This is a genomic window from Corynebacterium choanae, assembly GCF_003813965.1.
Lineage (GTDB): Bacteria > Actinomycetota > Actinomycetes > Mycobacteriales > Mycobacteriaceae > Corynebacterium > Corynebacterium choanae.
The window spans coordinates 2,165,947-2,184,221 of record NZ_CP033896.1; the positions used below are offsets into that span (position 1 = coordinate 2,165,947).

Below are 18,275 nucleotides of genomic sequence, written 5' to 3' on the forward strand. Positions count from 1 at the left end.
GTTTCAACCGGAGTTACACCAGTTGAGCAACGCAAACACTTCAGTATCGGCGAGGAGAGAACTACTCGAACCGGTAACAAGCAAACCCAATGTGGAATCTGCTCGCTACACCGGGGCAAAGCGCGCTCCTCGATCACTGACAGCGAACCTGGCGCAGCAATCACCCGCCCCGAGCCAGATACGCGTGACCCCCCGGAACCGGTTTACAGCATTTGCATGCCCGGTCGCGGGGGTCCTTGCGATCAGTAATCTTTCGGCAACAGCCGTTGCGCGACTGCATTGCTCAGTCAGCAGCGATATCGGTGAGCGGGGTATCATCCTCCCCTCGCCGACTCACAGTGGTGCCGCCAGAGCGTAATTATTTAGCGTCTTTCGCTTCGTCGCTGGTGTTGTCCGCTGCTTCATCGGATTCTTCCTCACCGAAATAGGTGGCGGGATCGATGGCGTTTCCTGCGGTATCAGTGACCTTCACCTTGCAGATCGCGTCGGCAAGAGCCTTGCCGCGGCGCACATCAGCGTACAGGTTACCGAGCTGACCAGCCTGCTGCAGCTGCATCATGAAGGTGTTCGGATCCATACCGTATGCCTGGGCAGTGAACAGCACATGGTCACGCAGCTCGTCAGGATGAACTTCCGGCTTCACTTCATCAGCGAGCGCATCGAGAAGAAGCTGAGTGCGGATAGCTTTTTCAGCTTGCTCACGGGAGTTCTTGTCGTATTCTTCACGACTCATCCCCTGTGCCTTCAGCAGCGACTCCATCACCTTTTCGTCGCCACCAAGCTGGTTCAGCAGCTGCTGCAGCTGTCCCTGCACCTGCTGCTCAACAAGCGACTCAGGGAGTGCAAATTCGGATTCTTCCAAGGCTTTGGTCAACACCTTGTCGCGAATCTCTGCTGCCTGATCAGCCTTGACGCTCTCTTCAACCTCGCTGCGGATCGATACTTTCAGCTCGTCGAGGGTGTCATATTCGCTGGCTTCTTCGGCGAAGTCATCGTTGAGCTCAGGAAGAACAACTTCCTTTACCGCGTCGACGGTGACGGTAACCTCAACCTCTTTACCCTCGTATTCAGGGTGCTTGAGTTCACTGGTGGTGAAGGTGGCGGTTTCACCTGCCTTCTTACCGGTCACGGCGTTTTCCAGGCCAGGAATCACTTCTTCGGAACCGAGGGTGATGGTCATGCCGTCTTGGGAGAGATCAGCGACCGCTTCTCCGTCGATGGTGCTCTCCAGTTTGACGGCGAGGACATCGCCTTCAGCAGCTTCCCGCTCCACCGGAGTTTGGGTGGCAAAGCGACGCTGCAGCATCTCTAAACGCTCGCCGACTTTTTCTTCAGTGTCCGCTAGCGGCTCAACTTCTACCGCATAATCAGCAAACGATGGCAGGGTGATCTCTGGGCGCACGTCTACTTCGGCGGTAAATTCAATGCGCTCATTATCTTCCAGCGCGGTGACCTCAATGTCGGGCTGACCGATGACTGCCAGCTCCTGCTCGTCCACAGCAGCGCTGTAGCGGCTAGGAATCACATCGTTGACGACCTGCTCAAGGATTGGGCCGCGACCGTAGCGGGCTTCAATGAGCTGACGTGGAGCCTTGCCACGACGGAAGCCCTTAATGGTGACCTGCTCAGCGATAGCTTTGTAAGCAGAGTCGATTTCTTTACCCAACTCGTCGAAGGGAACCTCGACAGTCAACTTGACGCGGGTGTCGCTTAGCTTCTCGACGGAACTCTTCACGAGTCACTCTCCTGGTTTGGTGATTACTGCGAAAACACTTTTCCCAAGGGTTTGCGCCAACTCGTGAAGTCTGGCTTGTACAGCTATCCACCTTTGGTGTGCTGTTACGGTTTGGCGCCGGCCCCGGAAAAACTTTTTTAGGAACGTTTCCGCTGCACCGGCACTCCGTGAAGTTGACTTCCCAAAATCTTTGTCTAGTCAAGTTCGACGGCAAGTACCGGTGCAGCGTCGGCCACTATGTTTGAAAAAAAAGGCCACGACTGATGTCGTGGTCCTCTTTTTTAGTCGGGGTAACAGGATTTGAACCTGCGACCCCCTGCTCCCAAAGCAGGTGCGCTACCAAACTGCGCCATACCCCGTATGTTGTGGCCACATCGCATACTAGCAAACTTCAGCTGATACTGGAAAGCACCAGGTCGGTTTGAACCAGCGTTGCGAGTGTAAGTGTACTCACCGGCCTCATATATCGTGGCACAGGGGGGCGTTAAGTACGAAATCGCCTGGTCATCATGGGTAAATTTGAGACTTTTGGGATGCAGCAGACGGCATGCCACAGCGGTTTTTTAGGATGTTGTTTATAAGACCGCCGAATGATGAATCACCCGTTATCTGCAGTCAACGGAAAATCCCCTCAGCCGCCATTACGGAAAAGCTCGTTGCAACGCTGCCCCTTATCGATATCGCGCAAGATTTACTTGCACCGGTTGTGAAATTTCGCGGCCCGCCAGGTAGGAAATAGCAAACCGTCCCCTGCAGCCGCTCGGTAAGCCCATGACTACCGAAGTATTGCAGGAGACGGGAACGTGCTGTATGGGTGCACTAGTTTGCCGGATTTTGATGGTCGGCAGGCGCTGCCTGCTCATCGTTATCTGGTCCTACCCAGCTGTCGAGTCCTTTATCGACGGCACCCTTGACCTTGTCCGCTTTCGATGGATCAAGCTTTTTGTCGATGAGCTTGCCGGCTTCGTTTTCAATCTTGTCGCGGTTTGCCGCAACAGCGTCTTTTGCCTTGTTTACCATGTCTCCAAGACCCATGGTTGGGATCCTCCTTTAGTATTCGCTGCCAACATGATGTGGCAATGCGTGATGTGCCCCCAGTCCTAGAAGACCATCACCAACACAGCTAATGTGTTGGTTTCTCAGTAGCGGTTCGCAACCGACCACGTGGCCAGTGGTTTCTTTTACTAAAAAGGGGCGTTCGCCGTCGATGGTAGCGAAAAGCCCGCTCAAGGTCATCCTCGTCAACATTCGGCAGCCGCATTCCGCAGTTCGAAAATTTGGTAACCCCAAGATGAATGCTCCGACGAGACCGTCATCCCCCTCGCAGTAAAAGGCAACTCAGCAGTCCATCAACCGCAGTCTACGTCTGGGATGGATCTCAACCCCTGGCTCACGCAGGCAGAGCACTCGTTGTGCTCACACCCACCACAAGCACCCGCTCGGTCGAGCAAGGAAAAAGCGCACGAGCCCCTGCTAGCAGATGCTGGCAAGGGCTCGTGCGCGATATGGAGGGAACGACGGGAATCGAACCCGCGTCTTCAGCTTGGAAGGCTGAGGTATTAGCCACTATACGACGTTCCCAGCGATAAATTTTTGATGCTTACTTTCCTCGCGACTATTTGCGGCGCTTTAAAAAGCAGCACAGGAAACTTTAGCGCACACCCTCCTCAATGATCAAATAGGCCAGGTGAACGCGATTTTGCTTCCACCTTGTTCCACCTCGCAATTACCCCACCTACGCGTGGTAACGCCGCATTAGGCCACCATTTCCCAACCACGCCAATCACTCCGCCAGGCTTGCAGCAACCGCGCCGGCTACCACCATTACCCTCTGATGGATTGTCCACATTGGTCACCGTTGCGCCACCGCCGGTCACGCAACGCACAGACTTCTCCGACAGCCCGCTTAGGCTAACCTTGTACCGCGGAACACTTTCACCCACGCATAGGTGCACCTGCCCCCTTGGTAACCACACACCCCTCGCAATACCGAAACCCTGTAGGATCCCCAAAGAATTGCCTGCATTTCGCCTCATTCTTCCTGCTCAGACTTCATTTCCACAGCAGAATCCAGGATTTACTAGCCCCCGTCAACACACAGACAATCCAAAAAATTCCTAAGAGTTTTCAAATACACAGCTAGCCCCACATGGGTGTAAAACCGCAATTTTTACATATTCGCAGGTAACTTCACGTTACCGCAGGTAGATTGCGGTTTAATGGTATGCCCATTTATCAATGAGGATATTGGCTAGCTCATGCAACCGAGCAAGGTTCCGATTCACCGTGTTCCGAATCCAACAAAACCGAATACTAGGGGGCACTCAGCGCTTGCCCCTCCCTATCGACGGATAAAGTTGCCTGCGGAATTCTTATTTTCCCCTCAACTTGGCTCCATACAATGTCCCCCATGCATCCAAAAATCATTGACTCGGAAACCGGACGAGAGCTGTGGACTGCAATCGAATGTGCACGTTTCTCCGGGACTGCCCGAGGGACATTTACCAGTTATGCCGGCCGTGACCGGGCTCCCCGCCCGGTGGCTAAGCTCCACGGACTCACGTTGTGGGATTCCAAAGACGTGCGGGAATGGGTGGAAAAGCGAAACGCCGCAAAACGGCAAAACACCGAAGAGTAAAAGCTGCTCGGGCGGTCACCCCTACCAACCATTCGGCAACCTGGTGATGCTGACCCGCCTCAGCGCAATACCACGGTAGTCAGTGACTTTGATCCCGGCGTGTGTGGTGGACACAGCAGCCCAGTTCGAAGCTGGTCAACGATTTTCATAGTGTTCTCGAGCCCCCAAGGTGTGTGGGGGCTCGACTCATTTCCCAGCAAGTCGATGACCACGGTTATTCCTGCCGGGAACTCAAGCGACCATCACAACCGTTGTATCCAATGAAGTCCCTCACCGGAGTAATGCATACCCCAGTCCAATGATTGCGATCCTGCAACCGCTAGTGCTGCGCTGGTGACATTATCGTTGGTGCCGTGCGAGAATCGAGTGAATTGACGTGCAAAATCTTCTTCTGCTCATGCTGTTTGTGGCAGTGATTGTGTTTATCGCTGCAAAAATGACCAATCGCCAGCAGCTCCCCGCAGCACAATCTGGTGTTGCACTCGGTGCCGGACAGGGTCAGTCCGCACACGGGCAGCTCGACTTTGCTGACGCGCTGGCTGATGCCCGCCGCTGGACTGAACGTCTCGGCGGCCAGGTGTTGAATCTCACCGGCAGCGACGCCGCCTCGACACAAGCGCTGGCTGATGCAGCAGAACGGTTTACCGCCGCAAATTCCGCGTTATCTCAGGCGCAGACAGTGCGTCAGGCACTCCTCGCTCGGGAATCAGCATTAGAGGGGCTCTACTACGTAGACGCCGCCCGAGAGATCATGGGGATGCCCAAAGGCCCAAAGCTTCCCCCGTTGGAAGGGCAGCAAGTCGCCGGCCAAGTCACCGAAACCCGCACCATCAACTATGAAGGTCAGCAAGTTACTGCCTCACCTGTTGCCACTGCTGCCACCCCGAACTATTACCCTGGTGGCCGGGTTGCCGGTCGACCGGTGCCGGCCGGCTGGTATTCCACTCCTTGGTGGGCATCAGCTCTTGCCTCCGGCATGTGGACTGCCGGATCGGTGCTCATGTTCTCTTCTCTCTTCCACGGAATGTCCGGGATCGGCTACAACGCTGATGCGTTTGCAGCTGGTGTTGGTGACGGCACCGACATGCTTGGCGGCGATATGCTCGGCGGGGATACCGCCGGGCTCGGCGATTCGCTCGGCGGAGATGGCGGCGGACTGTTTGATGGTGGGTTCTTCGGCGGCGACGGCGGTGGCCTATTTGACGGAGGCTTCGACTTCGACCTGTAACAAGGCAGTCACTGTCACCTGTTACTCGAAGCAAGTCAAAAACAGCGAAGAAGCAAGAACAAAAGCACACAAGCCGACACCGCCCCTGCAGCGGCGACGATCTGTTCGTCACAAGCAGTGGGCGGTGTCGCCGTTGTTTTGATGTCGCTGTCGTGCTGCAGTGCCTTCGTCAATCTGCAACGCCGATTCGAAAAAATCTGGTGCACCACGCACCTGCAATGGGCTTATATCCACACGGGTCTGCACCAAGCCAGCAATCTCGTGGCCAGTTTCACGACACGACCATACATTCAGCAGCGCAAACAACCCCACCATTACACAGTCAAAGACCACAGATTTCGCGGAGCAGAACCACACCCGCAAGCCCATCCACACCCTTAAAGCAGTTCCATATCCCCTTGGTAAGAAGTCATCTGCGAGAAGAAAAAATAGCCAGCAGCAGCGAATAATCATAGAGGTATCCGCTGCTGCTGGCAGGGTATAAGAATCAGCAACGCTCACCATTGCGCAAGGAGATACCAACGTGTACGAGTGAAAGCACTCGCGACACGAATAGTCACAGACAGCACAAGCCGTACCTGCTACTGTAAGGCCTTCCTGCGGACAGTAGGCGAGCTGTAACGCTGAATATTACGCCTCGGTGGAAGGCGCTTCACCAGTTTTCTCGTATTCGCTAATAATGTCGATACGGCGCTGGTGGCGTGGTTCTTCGCTCCACGGCTGAGCAAGAAACGCATCAACAATTGCCAATGCTTCTTCCTCAGTATGCATACGGCCCCCCAGCCCGATCAGTTGCGCATTGTTATGCTCCCGGGCAAGTTTCGCGGTTTCTACCGACCAGGCAAGCGCACAGCGAGCGCCAGGAACTTTATTTGCTGCGATCTGTTCACCGTTACCGGAGCCGCCGAGCACAATCCCCAACGACCCCGGATCAGCCACCACTCGCCGGGCTGCATCGATGCAAAACGCCGGATAGTCGTCCTGGGCGTCATAGGTGTGCGCCCCACAATCCACGACCTCGTGGCCTTGCTCCTCCAAATGCTTAGCGATCACAGTTTTCATATCGAACCCAGCATGGTCCGCTCCGAGATAAACACGCATACCGCTAATGCTAGTGCCACACGCACACCAGTACACCCGTACACCCCACCCGAAACCCAACGCACCTGCATATTGGCGCTATTGGTTCCAGGCTAGGGTGCCCCCGGCTCGCCGAGACAGTCAAGGCTCATTGCCGCGACAGTGCGGCAAGAAAAACCTAGTCGAATGAGATTGACTCATTGCGTGAGCGTTTGAGCTCAAAGAAGTGCGGGTAAGCACCAAGAGCCAGCGCACCATCAAAAATCTTTCCGGCATCCTCACCACGCGGAATTCGGGTGAGCACCGGGCCGAAGAAGGCGTTATCGCCAACCTTCACCACTGGGGTTCCCACATCGTCACCGACGGCATCCATTGCCGTTTGATGATAGGCACGCAACGTTTCATCGATGCTGTCATCGGTTGCGACTTTTACAAGTTCCATGTCGAGGCCGGTGTCTGCCAACGCGTCATATATTGCGTCTTTGTTGGCTTCGAAGCCGGTCGGATCCAGTTTGCCTTCATTGTGGAAGGCGGTGCCCAATGCGGTGTACAGGGCGTCCACCTTGTCTGGATGATGCTGCTTGACGTAGGCAAACAACCGTGCTGGATAGATGGTGTTGTCGATCTTTGCCCGATATCCAGGATCAAGTTCGCGCCCTTCATTGAGCACATAGAGGCTCATCGGCACCCAGTCAATCGTGACATCCCGCACCTTTTCTACTTCTTTCATCCACCGCGAGGTGATCCAGCAATATGGGCAGGTGACATCGAACCAAAACGTAACTTGGGCACTCATAGGTTGCTCTAGCTCCTTCGAACTTCTGTTGTGTTTTTACCCGGCACAAGGTGTGCAGCCAGGCTGCAGACCACGCAGATCAGCGCGCTGGGACTGCTGTTGACGACTGCAATGATCCAGCTTGCATTATCGACGAAGCAAATGCCTCGTGCGGCCGCCAATTCCTCTGATCCAACGCTGCAGTGACACTACCAATTCCGTTTCCACCCGGTCGGGGGCAACAGCTCCTCACCCCGCGTCTCCCCCACCTTCTGCCAGCCTAGTCCCCATGTTGCCTGTACACGCCGTAAAACAGTGGCCTGCGACACAAATTATTGGCGACAGGTCACCGAGTTGCGGCACAAACGTTGTTATTCTGGTGATCGCAGAACCCGACGGTTTGTCCACGGCAAGCAGCACTATTGCTGATTGTGGTCAGGGTGATCGTAGCGATCAAGCAGGCGTGTCGGGAACCACACAACCCCTACCTACTCGCAACCTTTGCGTGTTGAAAGGCGAAACTGTTTCTATGACTTCAACAAACCTCACCCGCACCGAGGCGCAACAGCGCGCCGCCCTCATCGATGAGGTGCACTACGATCTGGTGCTGGATCTCACCACCGGTCCGAAAACCTTCCAATCGACTACCACGATCACCTTTACGGCAAAGGATGCGGGATCGACGTTTGTTGATCTGCGGGCAGCCGCAATCAACACAGTTACTTTAGATGGCACCGATATCACTGCTGCGGCGGTACCCACCACCGATGCCGGCGACTATGACGAAACCCAAGGGGTGCTGCTCGCCGATCTCACAGCTGGTAAGCACACGCTGGTGGTTGCTGCTGACTGTGTTTATTCCCGCACAGGGCAAGGCCTGCACCGCTATGTGGATCCGGCCGACGATCGGGTGTATCTCTACACCCAATTTGAAACCGCGGACGCAAAACGCATGTTCGCATGCTTCGACCAGCCGGATATCAAAGCCACCTATGAGCTGACGATCACCACCGACACTGGGGTGAAAGTGATCGGAAACGCCGAGCAAACCGTCACCGAAAAAGACGGCAAACTCGTGCACACTTCCACGATTGACTATCAGCTTTCCACCTATTTGGTGGCGATTTGTGTCGGCGACTACTACGAGGTGCGCGACCAATGGCAGGGCAAACTCACCCACTATCCGCAAACCCCAGCCGGTCAGCCAGAAGAACTCACTATTCCATTGGGCTTGTACTGCCGCCAATCGTTGGCCAAGCATCTTGACGCTGAACGTTTGTTCACTGAAACCAAGCAGGGCTTCGATTTTTATCACGCCAACTTCGGCTACGCGTATCCATTCGGCAAATATGATCAAACCTTCGTCCCCGAGTTCAACATGGGGGCAATGGAAAACGCCGGCTGTGTCACCCACCGCGACGAGTATGTGTTCACCTCTACCCCAACCCGGGCTGTGCTGGAACGTCGCTGCGACACCGTGCTCCACGAGATGGCACACATGTGGTTTGGTGACCTAGTCACGATGCGCTGGTGGGATGACCTCTGGCTCAACGAGTCTTTTGCAACCTGGGCTGCGACGATCTCACAGGCAGAAGCAACCGAATACGATACCGCGTGGGTGACGTTCGCCAACAAGCACAAGGCGTGGGCCTATGAGCAAGATCAGCTGCCCTCCACCCACCCGATTTCTGCAGATGCTGGCGATATCGAAACTGTGGAACAGAACTTTGACGGCATCACCTACGCCAAGGGGGCGTCCGTCCTCAAACAGCTGCAAGCCTATGTGGGTCGGGAGGCGTTCTTCGCAGGGGTACGCCAACACTTCGCTCATCACGCATTTGGCAACGCAACCTTTGCGGATCTGCTGGAATCCTTAGAGCAGGCTTCCGGCCGTGATCTTTCCGATTGGGCGAAACAGTGGCTACAAACCACTGGCATCACCCCACTGGCGGCAACAGTGGACGTCGACGACAACGATCGTATTTCGAAGTTGACCATCACGCAGCGCGGTGCCGCACCAGGTGCCGGCGAACAGCGGGACCATCGGGTTGCGGTTGGCCTGTATAAGACGGATGACAACGGCGATGTGGTTCGCTACCGTCAGGTGCATGTGGATGTTACTGGGGAAAGCCAAACTGTCGACGAGCTTGTTGGCGAGGCAGCACCTCAACTCGTCTTGGTCAATGACGACGATCTCACCTACTGCATGATGGAACTCGATGATGCTTCCACCAGCTTTGTCGCCGATCACCTGGGACGCATCGTGGACCCGATGGCTCGTGCACTGTGCTGGTCTGCCCTGTGGGAGCAGGTACGAAATGGGGAGATGGCTGCCCGGAACTATTTAGCGATCGTTGCTGAGCATCTGCCGCAAGAAACCGAATCCTCCGTGATCGAGCGGGTCATCATGAATTCGGGAATTGCGCTGAACCGCTACGCGGATCCGCAGTGGGTGGCAGACACCGGCAATGAGCTCATCGGCAATGTCATGGTTACCCTGCTCAAGCAAGCCGAAGCAGGTTCCGATACGCAGCTTGTGGTGACTAAGGGCATTACTGGTCTGCCAGTATCCGATGCCACCGCCCCGATCGTGGGCGCACTCGCCAAGGGGGAGGCACCAGTTGCTGGTGTCACCATGGATCACGGGTTGCAGTGGCTTGGTTTGATCAGTGCGATCTCCGGGAATCGGATTGCCGATCCGGCTTCGACAATTGCTGCTCTGCGTGAAGAAGACAACACCTCGCAGGGGCATCTCAACGCTTTGGAAGCTGCCGCAGCAGTGCCCACGCAGCAGGCAAAACGCGAAATCTTCGAAGAGATCACCAACAACACTGGTGACTTGTCGAACCTCACCATTCGGCACAAGCTCATGGGGTACAACCATGCGGGTTCCCACTCCATTACCAACACCATCGGTATGGACTACTTCGACCGGGTAACAACAGTGTGGAAGAACCTCACCCCGGAGATGGCGTTGGTCACCGCAACAGGTCTGTATCCCACCGCGCTGACCACCGATGAAGCGTTTGCTGCCGCCGATGCACTCATCAACGACGAATCGCTGCCCCATGGTTTGCGTCGTGTCCTCGCGGAGCGTCGGGATGTGGCCGCACGTGGCAAGCGCCTTCAGGCGATCGATGCACAGGCTGCTACCGCCTAGCATGCGCATGCGCCAGCTGTAAGTCGTAGCGGTATGCACTGGCAGCGATCGGATGATCAAACCATCGCTGCTAGTGTGCCGCCACCAAATGCAGCAAACTTCTGTCGACACAGCGTGGCAAGGGAAAGCACGCATAGCGAACCAGAACGGTGATCGAGGTTCGGTTGTGGATTCTGCACCCATGGCGAGAATGCGTCTTTTCGACAGCACCGGCACATCACCAGCGGCGCCGATTACTGTTGCAAGCATGAGTTTGTCTGCAATTCCTGTGCTTCACCGTCTTTTTCGGTGAAGGAAGGTTCCCGCAACACAGAAGGTGGCCTTCCTGCCCATTGCCGCTGTAACCGCAACAGTGTCCGCGAATCCTCTCTGCCCGTATTTTCCGTAGTTGTTTTGGCAACCAGGAAATGCGGGCAGTGCAATGTGTAGCCCCCTTGTTGTGCTGATTTCAGGCGTTGATGTCCACCGCCAAGGCGATGCCTTTGCCGGCTGCCGTTCCACCTGCCACCAGCCTCGCGCTGCTACCAGGAAAACCCGGTAGTCATAGATGCGAACGAGGTATGGAACAATGGTCACCTCAATTGCGTTGTAGGTTCCGGCACAGCTATAGCGCATGGAGGTGAATCCACCAGCCGCAGCTCACAGCCGGTACCCCAACAATGTTTCAATGCGCCGCAGCAAACCTGACCCATTCCGCCCATGAGAAAGCCTTCTATGAGTTCCTCTGATTCCCGCCACAACAACGCAGCCCAACCGTCTGATGATCCACAACCACAAACGTTGGGCGCAACAGAACCAGTGGAGCCAGAAACTACCGAAACAGCAGCCCCGGTTCGTCGCAATGGTTTTGCGCTCATCCCGCCAGCTGCCTGGGGATTATTTGCTGCAGCAGTGATCGCCGCATTCGCCGGCGGCTACCTGGTGGGGGTGAACAGTGCAACACCAGAACCATCAACCGAATCTAGTACCCACACGCAAGCCCCCGCCGCGAACGCCACTGACACACCTGACACCCCCACCTTTGCAGAAGTTCAACAAGCCGGACTACAACCCGGGACTGCACCTGTTCGTGCAAAAGCCCCGGCAGCCGGCTGGGACTCGTATCTCTTCGGTCCCCGGGAGCCACTCCAATCAGCCGAAGATGTTCTCAACGTGCACCGCCGAAACCCGGCTGACCCGTTTGCTATTGGTGCGATTGACGCGCCGGTGGTCATCACCATGTTCTCTGATTTTGAATGCCCATTCTGTGCCCGATTCGCGCAGGTAACAGAACCAACCATTCTCGACAAGTATGTCAACGACGGGTGGGTACGCATCGAATTTAACGATATGCCAATCAACGGCGACCATGCTGTGGCCGCCGCTAAAGCCGGCCGAGCTGCCGCAAAACAAGGCAAGTTCAACGAGTTCGAAGCGATCGTCTTTAGCCAGGAAAAAGCAACCCAAGGTCATCCCAATAACACCATCGACAATTTTGTGGAATTCGCCAAACAGGCCGGTGTCGCAGATCTCGAACAATTCCGCACAGACGCCACTTCGGATGCGTATGACCAAGTGGTTGCCGATGCTCGCAGCTACGCCTCTGGGCTGGGAGTCAACGGAACCCCTGCGTTTGTGATCGGTGAAACCTATATCTCCGGTGCGCAACCCACTGAAGTGTTTGAACAGGTCATCAACATGGAGTTGATGAAAGTCGCCACCGGTAAGGTTGCGGTACCGAGCCCGCAAGCCGCCACAAAATAGCTCTGTAACGGCTGCTATTTGCTACCACTGCTGACTGCGCAGTCGGTAGTTTTGTGCTCTAGGTTTTGCACACCGGTTTCCACCTGTTGGCCATGCACAGCAAGCATCCCCCACCTGGCACTGCTTAGCACCAGCACTGGGTGAGCTTGGCAACATTTGCTGCAAACTCCACGTCGCCCGACTCTGGGTCTGTGTTATTCCGGCCAACAAATTCACCCTTCGACCGTCAAGGAGTCGTTATCCACTATGACCACACTCGGTCTACTTGGGGCATTCGCCGGTGGCGTATTCTCTTTACTTTCGCCATGTTCAGCACTGCTCCTGCCAGCATTTTTCGCCTCCGCTTTTAGTCGACGTACACATCTCATCGCCGCGGTTTCGCTGTTTTTCCTTGGCCTTGTGACAACTCTGGTTCCGATCGGAGTATCTGCGAGTTTCGTCGGTAATCTTGTCGCCAGCCACCGTGATCTGCTCATCACCATTGGCGGGGTTATCATGATCGGTTTTGGGCTCCTGGCTGCTAGCGGTGGCGGAATGACGATCCCTGGTGCACGAGCACTATCCGCCCGAGCACAAGGAAACAATCCTTTAGCTATCTATCTGCTGGGCTGTGTCTACGGGTTTGCAGGTTTTTGTGCAGGCCCGCTGCTGGGGGCAGTACTCACCACTGCGACGCTTGCCGAGTCGACGGTGTACGCCGGAGTAATCATGGCAATGTACGCCTTGGGGATGGCTGTACCGCTGTATGTTCTTGCTGCAATTTGGGATGTTGCCGATATCGGTCATGCCACCTGGCTTACCCCTAAACCGGTTCGTTTTGGCCGGATTCATACCACCACCACACAGCTGGTGGCGGGAGCGTTGTTTATTGTGATCGGTGTGTTATTCATTGTCACCGACGGGTTGGGCAGTATGCCGCAGCTAGTGGATCTTGATACCCAGATTCGGTGGCAGTCAGCAATCGGGAATCTTACGGCGAAGGTAAGTGATGCGGTGATTGTGTTGCTCCTCGCGCTAGCGGCTGCAGGCTGGTTTGTGTTTCGGCTTGCCCGTCCACATTCAGCTGCCGCGGGCAATGCAAAAGAGCGATCCGCCGCCCGCAACGATGCTGCCATGTTTTCCGAGCGGTAGGTGGCAGCAGCCTTCCAGGTGCACAATCGCATCGCACCCGTTCAGCGGGAAAATGCAAGCTCACCAATCGTGCACCACGGAAAACATAGCCTCTATTCGAAGTTGGTGCCATACGACAAAACGCCCCGCCGCATGGTGTTATCCATGCAGCGGGGCGTGCACTATTGCGCTGTAGCGCAATAAGATTTACTGCGGGAAGCCTGCAATCGGCACCTTCACAGTCTCCACATTGTGAATGACGTTGTTCAGCACTGCGAGGTTGTAGAGGCCAACCCAGAACAGCACGGTGATGGTGGCCGACAGCAGGGCGCCAACGAGACTCAGTGCAGAGCTGGAGCCGATAGCCGAAGATGCTGCCACGCTATCAGCCGAGCCGGTCAAAGTATCTGCCTGCGCAGGAGCGACAGCCGTGGTAGCCAGAGCCAATGCGGTGCCAGCAGCAACAATACCCTTGGTGAAACGGGTCAGTCTCATGAAAAACTCCTTAGAGAGAAGGTAGGAAAAAAATTATAAAACTCAGCCTACCATTGGCGACTGCAAACGTCTCGCAATAAGCCGTCCGATTTTTGCGCTACTCACTTCTCAGTTCCCTTCCAAGGCAGGTAATGAGACAGCAAACAGCCCAATGCGTTGACAAAAACACGTTGGGCGCTGGCAACTCACTTTGGTTGAAGTGAAACAACAACACCTACCTAAAACGTAGGATTTGCTGAGAAATACCGGGGAACCACCGTATAGCGGCGACCTTTCTCTAAGGCGCCAATCTATAACGGCGTGGGGTGGTTTGGCCGCCGCTATCCCCCTGGTATATGAGGACGGATGACGAGTTCTTCGATTTGGGAATGTGGGCCGGCTTGGGTGGTGGCGACGATGGCGGCAGCTATTTCTTCCGGGGTGGAATAGTGGTCGGCGTTATAGGGTGTATTGGGGTGTTGTTGTGCTTGCATTTGTTGCTGCATTGGGGTGTCGACTGGCCCTGGATAGACAGTGGTGACCCGCACACCGTGGGGTTGTTCTTCCAGTCGGAGGGTGTTTGCGAGTCCTACGAGTGCGTGTTTGCTTGCCACATAGGCAGCCATCGATTTCGCTGGATATCGGCCGGCACCAGAATTGATGAAAATTACTTGTCCCTTGGCTCTGCGGAGGGCGGGGGTAAGCAGTGCGGTGAGCCGTGCTGGGACGGTCACGTTCAGAGCCAAGGTGGCAGACCAGGTGGTGGCATCAGTGTCGGCGACTGTGGCAATGGGGGCGATACCGGCGGCATGGATAAGAAGATCTACATGGGTGAGCTGGGCAAGTGTTGCAGGCAGGCTAGTGGGAGTGCTGCCTGGTGTGCAAGCAAATGTGTCCACTAAATCGAGTGCTACGGGGGTTACCTTCGGATGGTTGTTGAGGCGGTCTAAGGCTGCTGGTTGCCGACCAATGGCGATAACGTGGTGGGTGGCGGTGACTTGTTCCACTGTCGCGGCCCCGATGCCGCTTGTCGCGCCGGTGATAATCGCTAGTGGTCGAGCCTGTGTGTGCATTGCGGGTGTGCATCCTTCATTCTTCAGTGGCGAGTGTCGCGGCACGTAGCCCAGCTGGGGTTTGGTTCCGGTTGGGTTCCTGGTTTCAACTGTAGGGTGGCGTGGATTGGTTTGCTGCACCGCAGGGGCACCTGGGTGCATTCCGGGCAGGTTGCGGCAACCGGGATTGCGGCCGTGATATGCGACGGTACAGGGGGTGACTCCTCATTCTATGATTGCGCCTGGTCAGTGGCAGGTTGAACCATCCCCGGTACGGTCGGTAGGGTGACTCAGCGATGATTAGCGCAATAGATTCTCTCGACGCCAGTTTCACCGATGATTGGGTCACCCGCGGCATAAAGATCGCGGTGATTATCGTGCTTGCTCTTATCGCCCAGTGGATTGCCCACCTGGTGATTCATCGGGTTGCACGCCATCAGATCAGCCATGCGAAGGCGAAACGTCTCAAGGTTGCGAAAGCGAAAGCCCCCACCCCGCAGGAGGAAGCAGCAGATCAGGTGCGCCGCGAATCCCGGGTGAATACGCTCTCTGGGGTGACTCGCTCAGCTATCGCGATTTTTATTTGGGGCTGGGCGATTATTGGGGTGTTGTCGAATCTCGGGTTGGAGGTTCGGCCGTTGCTTGCCAGTGCCGGGGTGGTTGGTTTGGCGATTGGTTTCGGCGCGAAAGCCCTGGTGCAGGATTTTATTACCGGCATTTTTATGCTGTTGGAAGACCAGTATGGGGTCGGTGACTGGATTCAAATCGACGACAAGTCTGGCACGGTCGAAGATGTGTCGCTGCGGATCACTACGCTGCGGGATGTTGATGGCAACCTGTGGTATATCCGCAATGGGCAGATCACCACTGTTGGCAACTCGACGAAAGGGTTTGCAACTGCTCGACTGGAGGTGCCTATTGGGTTGTCGAATGATGTGGAAAAGGCGAAGGCCACTATTTTAGCGGCGGCGCAACAGGCTGCGGATTCCCCGGAGATCGCCGATTTTGTGTTGGACGCCCCAGAGATGGATGGTGTGTCGGCGATGAATGTGGATCATTTAACGATTCGGTTGCGAATGAAGGTGATTCCTGGCCAGCAGTGGTTTGTGCAACGACACATGCTTTCGGCGGTCATTCCTGCACTGCAGTCCGCTGGCATCTCTACCCCGTATCCGCATGGCATTGGTATCACAGCAGAGCAGTCGACGTCTGGAAAGTAGACAGAAAATTTTCCCACCACTAGCGACGGCTGCCTGCATCGCAAGCCCCAGGGGGCAAACCAGCTGCCCTGCACACCGGATGATGGGTACCCTAGCCGAATGGCTGGGCGATGGTGAGTCGCTGTGTGGTTTGGGGCGACGGCGGTGAATACTTAGTCGCTGACAGCGGTGGCGGTGAATGATTTTGTTCCAGCACCCGTTTCCAGCCAGTTGCGCATCAGAGCTGTGGGGCTGATGCGGCGTTATCGTGAGCACTGCTTCAGGGAAGGGTAAGTATTCATCGTTTTACAAGGCATCACACTTTTTCCTATGGTGGCTTGTCGGGTTGTTCCCTTTTCATTCGGTAACCATGCAAGGAGATGGTGGCGTTGACCTCCCAAACCACCCTGCCGACGACGGCAGGATCATCCACGGCGGTAAAAACCGGCGGCATTGGGGCGATCGCAGTGGCGATGCTCATGCTGTTTTCGATGTTTTTTGGTGCCGGTAACCTGATCTTCCCACCGATTCTTGGGGCGAGTGCCGGTTCCGGTTTCCCGCAGGCAATCAGTGGGTTTTTGATCACCGGTGTGGCGTTGCCGATTATTACAGTGATTGCGGTGGCGATTACCGGGCGGGATGTGCAAGAGTTAGCTTCCCGCGGCGGGGTGATTTTCGGCTTAGCGTTCCCGATTGCGGTGTATTTGGCACTCGGTGCCGCCTATGCGCTGCCCCGTACCGCGGTGGTGAGCTATTCCTCCGCAGTCACCCCAGTGTTGGGTGTCGATGGGGCTATTTCCTCAGCGATATTTTCAGTCATCTTCTTCGCCATTGCGTTGGGGTTAGCCTTTGATCCTTCCGGCATTGTTGACCGGTTGGGGAAGTATCTCACCCCGGCACTGTTGATTCTGCTCACAGTTCTCATTGTGCTGTCGATGACAGGACTCGTCGGCCAGCCGCCGGAAGCAAGCGGCGACTATGCCAACAACCCACTGGCTGCCGGGCTCATCGAAGGCTATATGACCATGGACTCATTGGCGGCAATGGCCTTCGGGATTGTGGTGTTGTCTTCGCTGAAAGGTAAAGGAATCCCGACCGGCCCGTCGCTGGTGCGCGGCACTGCGACAGCAGCAATCGGCGCCGGCATTGTGCTTGTTCTCGTCTATGTGGGACTCGGGATGGTCGGTCAGATTTTCCCCGGCGCTGAGCACTACACCGATGGGGCGAAGCTGCTTTCCGATGCGGCCAACACCACCATGGGCTTTACCGGGGTGATTCTTTTCGGCGGCATTGTGCTGCTGGCATGTTTGACCACCGCGGCCGGGCTACTGGGGGCAACCTGTGAATTCTTCCACAAGATTGTGCCGAGTGTTTCGTATCATGCGTGGGCGATCTTTTTCGCCGGCGCCTCCATTGTGGTCTCTACTCTCGGACTTGACGTTGTTTTAGCGATCGCCGCCCCGATCATCGGGTTTTTGTATCCCATTGCGATCACCCTCGTATTGTTGACCATTCTTGAACCGCTCCTCGGCCGGCAGTTGCACTGGGCTTTCCGCATCAGCCTCACCCTGGTGACGGTGTGGGCGGCGCTAATGACCGCTTCGAATATGTCAGCCGACGTGGAATCACTCATCAGTTGGGCACCGGGTCATGATCTTGATCTTGGCTGGATGATTCCTACCGTGGTGGCGATCATTGTTGGCGTCATCATCGACTATGTGGCTCGCCCAACCCGGGCTGTGCCGCTAGGTGGGGAGCACCAAATCGAAGCTGAGCTCCGCGGGGAGATCTCCGACGAGCAGGCTATCGCTGACGCGATCCACGATGCACAGGAAATCCTCGACCACAATGTCGATACTGTCGATCTTGATCAGGCGATCGAAGAAACTCAGCAAACCGTTGAATCGTTGCGCCGCGCCGAACAACAAGCGCGGGAGCGACTCATCATGGTGCGTGACGCGCGGAAACAAGCCCGCCGGGAACTCACCACGCTGCGCAACGCGAAAAAGCGACAGTAGTGCAACTGCCGGCACAGCTCACAGCTACCGGGAGGTACGCCAGCTCCACTGCCCGGATAGACT

Annotated in this window: 13 protein-coding genes and 2 tRNA genes; 7 read left to right on the forward strand and 8 right to left on the reverse strand. The window is 55.9% G+C overall.

Annotated elements, in window-relative coordinates; translation table 11 throughout:
• Window positions 1–358 precede the first annotated feature (358 nt).
• The 4 genes from tig to CCHOA_RS07845 form a co-directional block, all read right to left on the reverse strand.
• Complete coding sequence (tig, locus tag CCHOA_RS07830) at window positions 359–1,735, reverse strand: trigger factor (protein ID WP_123929104.1); 1,377 nt, start codon at window positions 1,733–1,735, stop codon at window positions 359–361.
• Between the two features lie 285 nt (window positions 1,736–2,020).
• Window positions 2,021–2,094: transfer RNA gene (locus CCHOA_RS07835), tRNA-Pro, on the reverse strand.
• A gap of 460 nt (window positions 2,095–2,554) precedes the next feature.
• Window positions 2,555–2,770 carry a hypothetical protein gene (locus CCHOA_RS07840; protein WP_123929106.1) on the reverse strand — a complete coding sequence of 72 codons (216 nt, stop codon included), beginning with the start codon at window positions 2,768–2,770 and terminating at the stop codon, window positions 2,555–2,557.
• 471 nt (window positions 2,771–3,241) lie between these two features.
• Window positions 3,242–3,316: transfer RNA gene (locus CCHOA_RS07845), tRNA-Gly, on the reverse strand.
• 829 nt (window positions 3,317–4,145) lie between these two features.
• Here CCHOA_RS07845 and CCHOA_RS07850 point away from each other — a divergent pair.
• Together CCHOA_RS07850 and CCHOA_RS07855 are read left to right on the forward strand one after the other, a co-directional pair.
• Window positions 4,146–4,373, forward strand: coding sequence for a helix-turn-helix transcriptional regulator (locus tag CCHOA_RS07850; protein WP_123929109.1), 228 nt, complete (start codon window positions 4,146–4,148; stop codon window positions 4,371–4,373).
• Between the two features lie 397 nt (window positions 4,374–4,770).
• Window positions 4,771–5,601, forward strand: a complete 831-nt coding sequence (locus CCHOA_RS07855) for a DUF1542 domain-containing protein (protein ID WP_377740008.1) — start codon at window positions 4,771–4,773, stop codon at window positions 5,599–5,601.
• A gap of 630 nt (window positions 5,602–6,231) precedes the next feature.
• Here CCHOA_RS07855 and CCHOA_RS07860 read toward each other — a convergent pair.
• On the reverse strand, window positions 6,232–6,702 hold the full coding sequence (locus CCHOA_RS07860) for a ribose-5-phosphate isomerase (RefSeq protein ID WP_123929116.1): 471 nt from the start codon (window positions 6,700–6,702) through the stop codon (window positions 6,232–6,234).
• Between the two features lie 157 nt (window positions 6,703–6,859).
• Complete coding sequence (locus CCHOA_RS07865) at window positions 6,860–7,477, reverse strand: mycothiol-dependent nitroreductase Rv2466c family protein (RefSeq protein WP_123929119.1); 618 nt, start codon at window positions 7,475–7,477, stop codon at window positions 6,860–6,862.
• A gap of 508 nt (window positions 7,478–7,985) precedes the next feature.
• Between CCHOA_RS07865 and pepN the strand changes: the two genes are divergently transcribed.
• The 3 genes from pepN to CCHOA_RS07880 all read left to right on the forward strand — a co-directional run bounded on the left by pepN (window position 7,986) and on the right by CCHOA_RS07880 (window position 13,490).
• On the forward strand, window positions 7,986–10,616 hold the full coding sequence (gene pepN, locus CCHOA_RS07870; protein WP_123929122.1) for an aminopeptidase N: 2,631 nt from the start codon (window positions 7,986–7,988) through the stop codon (window positions 10,614–10,616).
• A gap of 714 nt (window positions 10,617–11,330) precedes the next feature.
• Window positions 11,331–12,359 (forward strand): DsbA family protein, encoded by a 1,029-nt coding sequence (locus tag CCHOA_RS07875; RefSeq protein ID WP_123929125.1) that lies wholly within the window; start codon window positions 11,331–11,333, stop codon window positions 12,357–12,359.
• 246 nt (window positions 12,360–12,605) lie between these two features.
• The gene (locus tag CCHOA_RS07880; protein ID WP_123929128.1) at window positions 12,606–13,490 is read left to right on the forward strand and encodes a cytochrome c biogenesis CcdA family protein; all 885 of its coding nucleotides are present in this window, start codon (window positions 12,606–12,608) and stop codon (window positions 13,488–13,490) included.
• A 186-nt stretch (window positions 13,491–13,676) separates the two neighbouring features.
• Here the strand turns inward: CCHOA_RS07880 and CCHOA_RS07885 are convergent, their stop codons facing one another.
• Together CCHOA_RS07885 and CCHOA_RS07890 are read right to left on the reverse strand one after the other, a co-directional pair.
• Window positions 13,677–13,964, reverse strand: coding sequence for a hypothetical protein (locus CCHOA_RS07885; RefSeq protein WP_123929131.1), 288 nt, complete (start codon window positions 13,962–13,964; stop codon window positions 13,677–13,679).
• Between the two features lie 320 nt (window positions 13,965–14,284).
• On the reverse strand, window positions 14,285–15,016 hold the full coding sequence (locus tag CCHOA_RS07890; RefSeq protein WP_164472427.1) for an SDR family oxidoreductase: 732 nt from the start codon (window positions 15,014–15,016) through the stop codon (window positions 14,285–14,287).
• Between the two features lie 275 nt (window positions 15,017–15,291).
• Here CCHOA_RS07890 and CCHOA_RS07895 point away from each other — a divergent pair, with 275 nt between their 5' ends.
• Window positions 15,292–16,215 carry a mechanosensitive ion channel family protein gene (locus CCHOA_RS07895; RefSeq protein ID WP_123929137.1) on the forward strand — a complete coding sequence of 308 codons (924 nt, stop codon included), beginning with the start codon at window positions 15,292–15,294 and terminating at the stop codon, window positions 16,213–16,215.
• Between the two features lie 359 nt (window positions 16,216–16,574).
• On the forward strand, window positions 16,575–18,212 hold the full coding sequence (gene brnQ / locus CCHOA_RS07900; RefSeq protein WP_123929139.1) for a branched-chain amino acid transport system II carrier protein: 1,638 nt from the start codon (window positions 16,575–16,577) through the stop codon (window positions 18,210–18,212).
• Window positions 18,213–18,275: the final 63 nt, after the last annotated feature.

What these genes read in the sequence shown, in the direction of transcription:
- CCHOA_RS07840 (WP_123929106.1), bottom strand. Translation starts at nt 2,770, where the DNA reads ATGGGTCTTGGAGACATGGTAAACAAGGCAAAAGACGCTGTTGCGGCA.
- CCHOA_RS07850 (WP_123929109.1), top strand. Translation starts at nt 4,146, where the DNA reads ATGCATCCAAAAATCATTGACTCGGAAACCGGACGAGAGCTGTGGACT.
- CCHOA_RS07855 (WP_377740008.1), top strand. Translation starts at nt 4,771, where the DNA reads ATGCTGTTTGTGGCAGTGATTGTGTTTATCGCTGCAAAAATGACCAAT.
- CCHOA_RS07860 (WP_123929116.1), bottom strand. Translation starts at nt 6,702, where the DNA reads ATGCGTGTTTATCTCGGAGCGGACCATGCTGGGTTCGATATGAAAACT.
- CCHOA_RS07865 (WP_123929119.1), bottom strand. Translation starts at nt 7,477, where the DNA reads ATGAGTGCCCAAGTTACGTTTTGGTTCGATGTCACCTGCCCATATTGC.
- pepN (WP_123929122.1), top strand. Translation starts at nt 7,986, where the DNA reads ATGACTTCAACAAACCTCACCCGCACCGAGGCGCAACAGCGCGCCGCC.
- CCHOA_RS07875 (WP_123929125.1), top strand. Translation starts at nt 11,331, where the DNA reads ATGAGTTCCTCTGATTCCCGCCACAACAACGCAGCCCAACCGTCTGAT.
- CCHOA_RS07880 (WP_123929128.1), top strand. Translation starts at nt 12,606, where the DNA reads ATGACCACACTCGGTCTACTTGGGGCATTCGCCGGTGGCGTATTCTCT.
- CCHOA_RS07885 (WP_123929131.1), bottom strand. Translation starts at nt 13,964, where the DNA reads ATGAGACTGACCCGTTTCACCAAGGGTATTGTTGCTGCTGGCACCGCA.
- CCHOA_RS07890 (WP_164472427.1), bottom strand. Translation starts at nt 15,016, where the DNA reads ATGCACACACAGGCTCGACCACTAGCGATTATCACCGGCGCGACAAGC.
- CCHOA_RS07895 (WP_123929137.1), top strand. Translation starts at nt 15,292, where the DNA reads ATGATTAGCGCAATAGATTCTCTCGACGCCAGTTTCACCGATGATTGG.
- brnQ (WP_123929139.1), top strand. Translation starts at nt 16,575, where the DNA reads ATGGTGGCGTTGACCTCCCAAACCACCCTGCCGACGACGGCAGGATCA.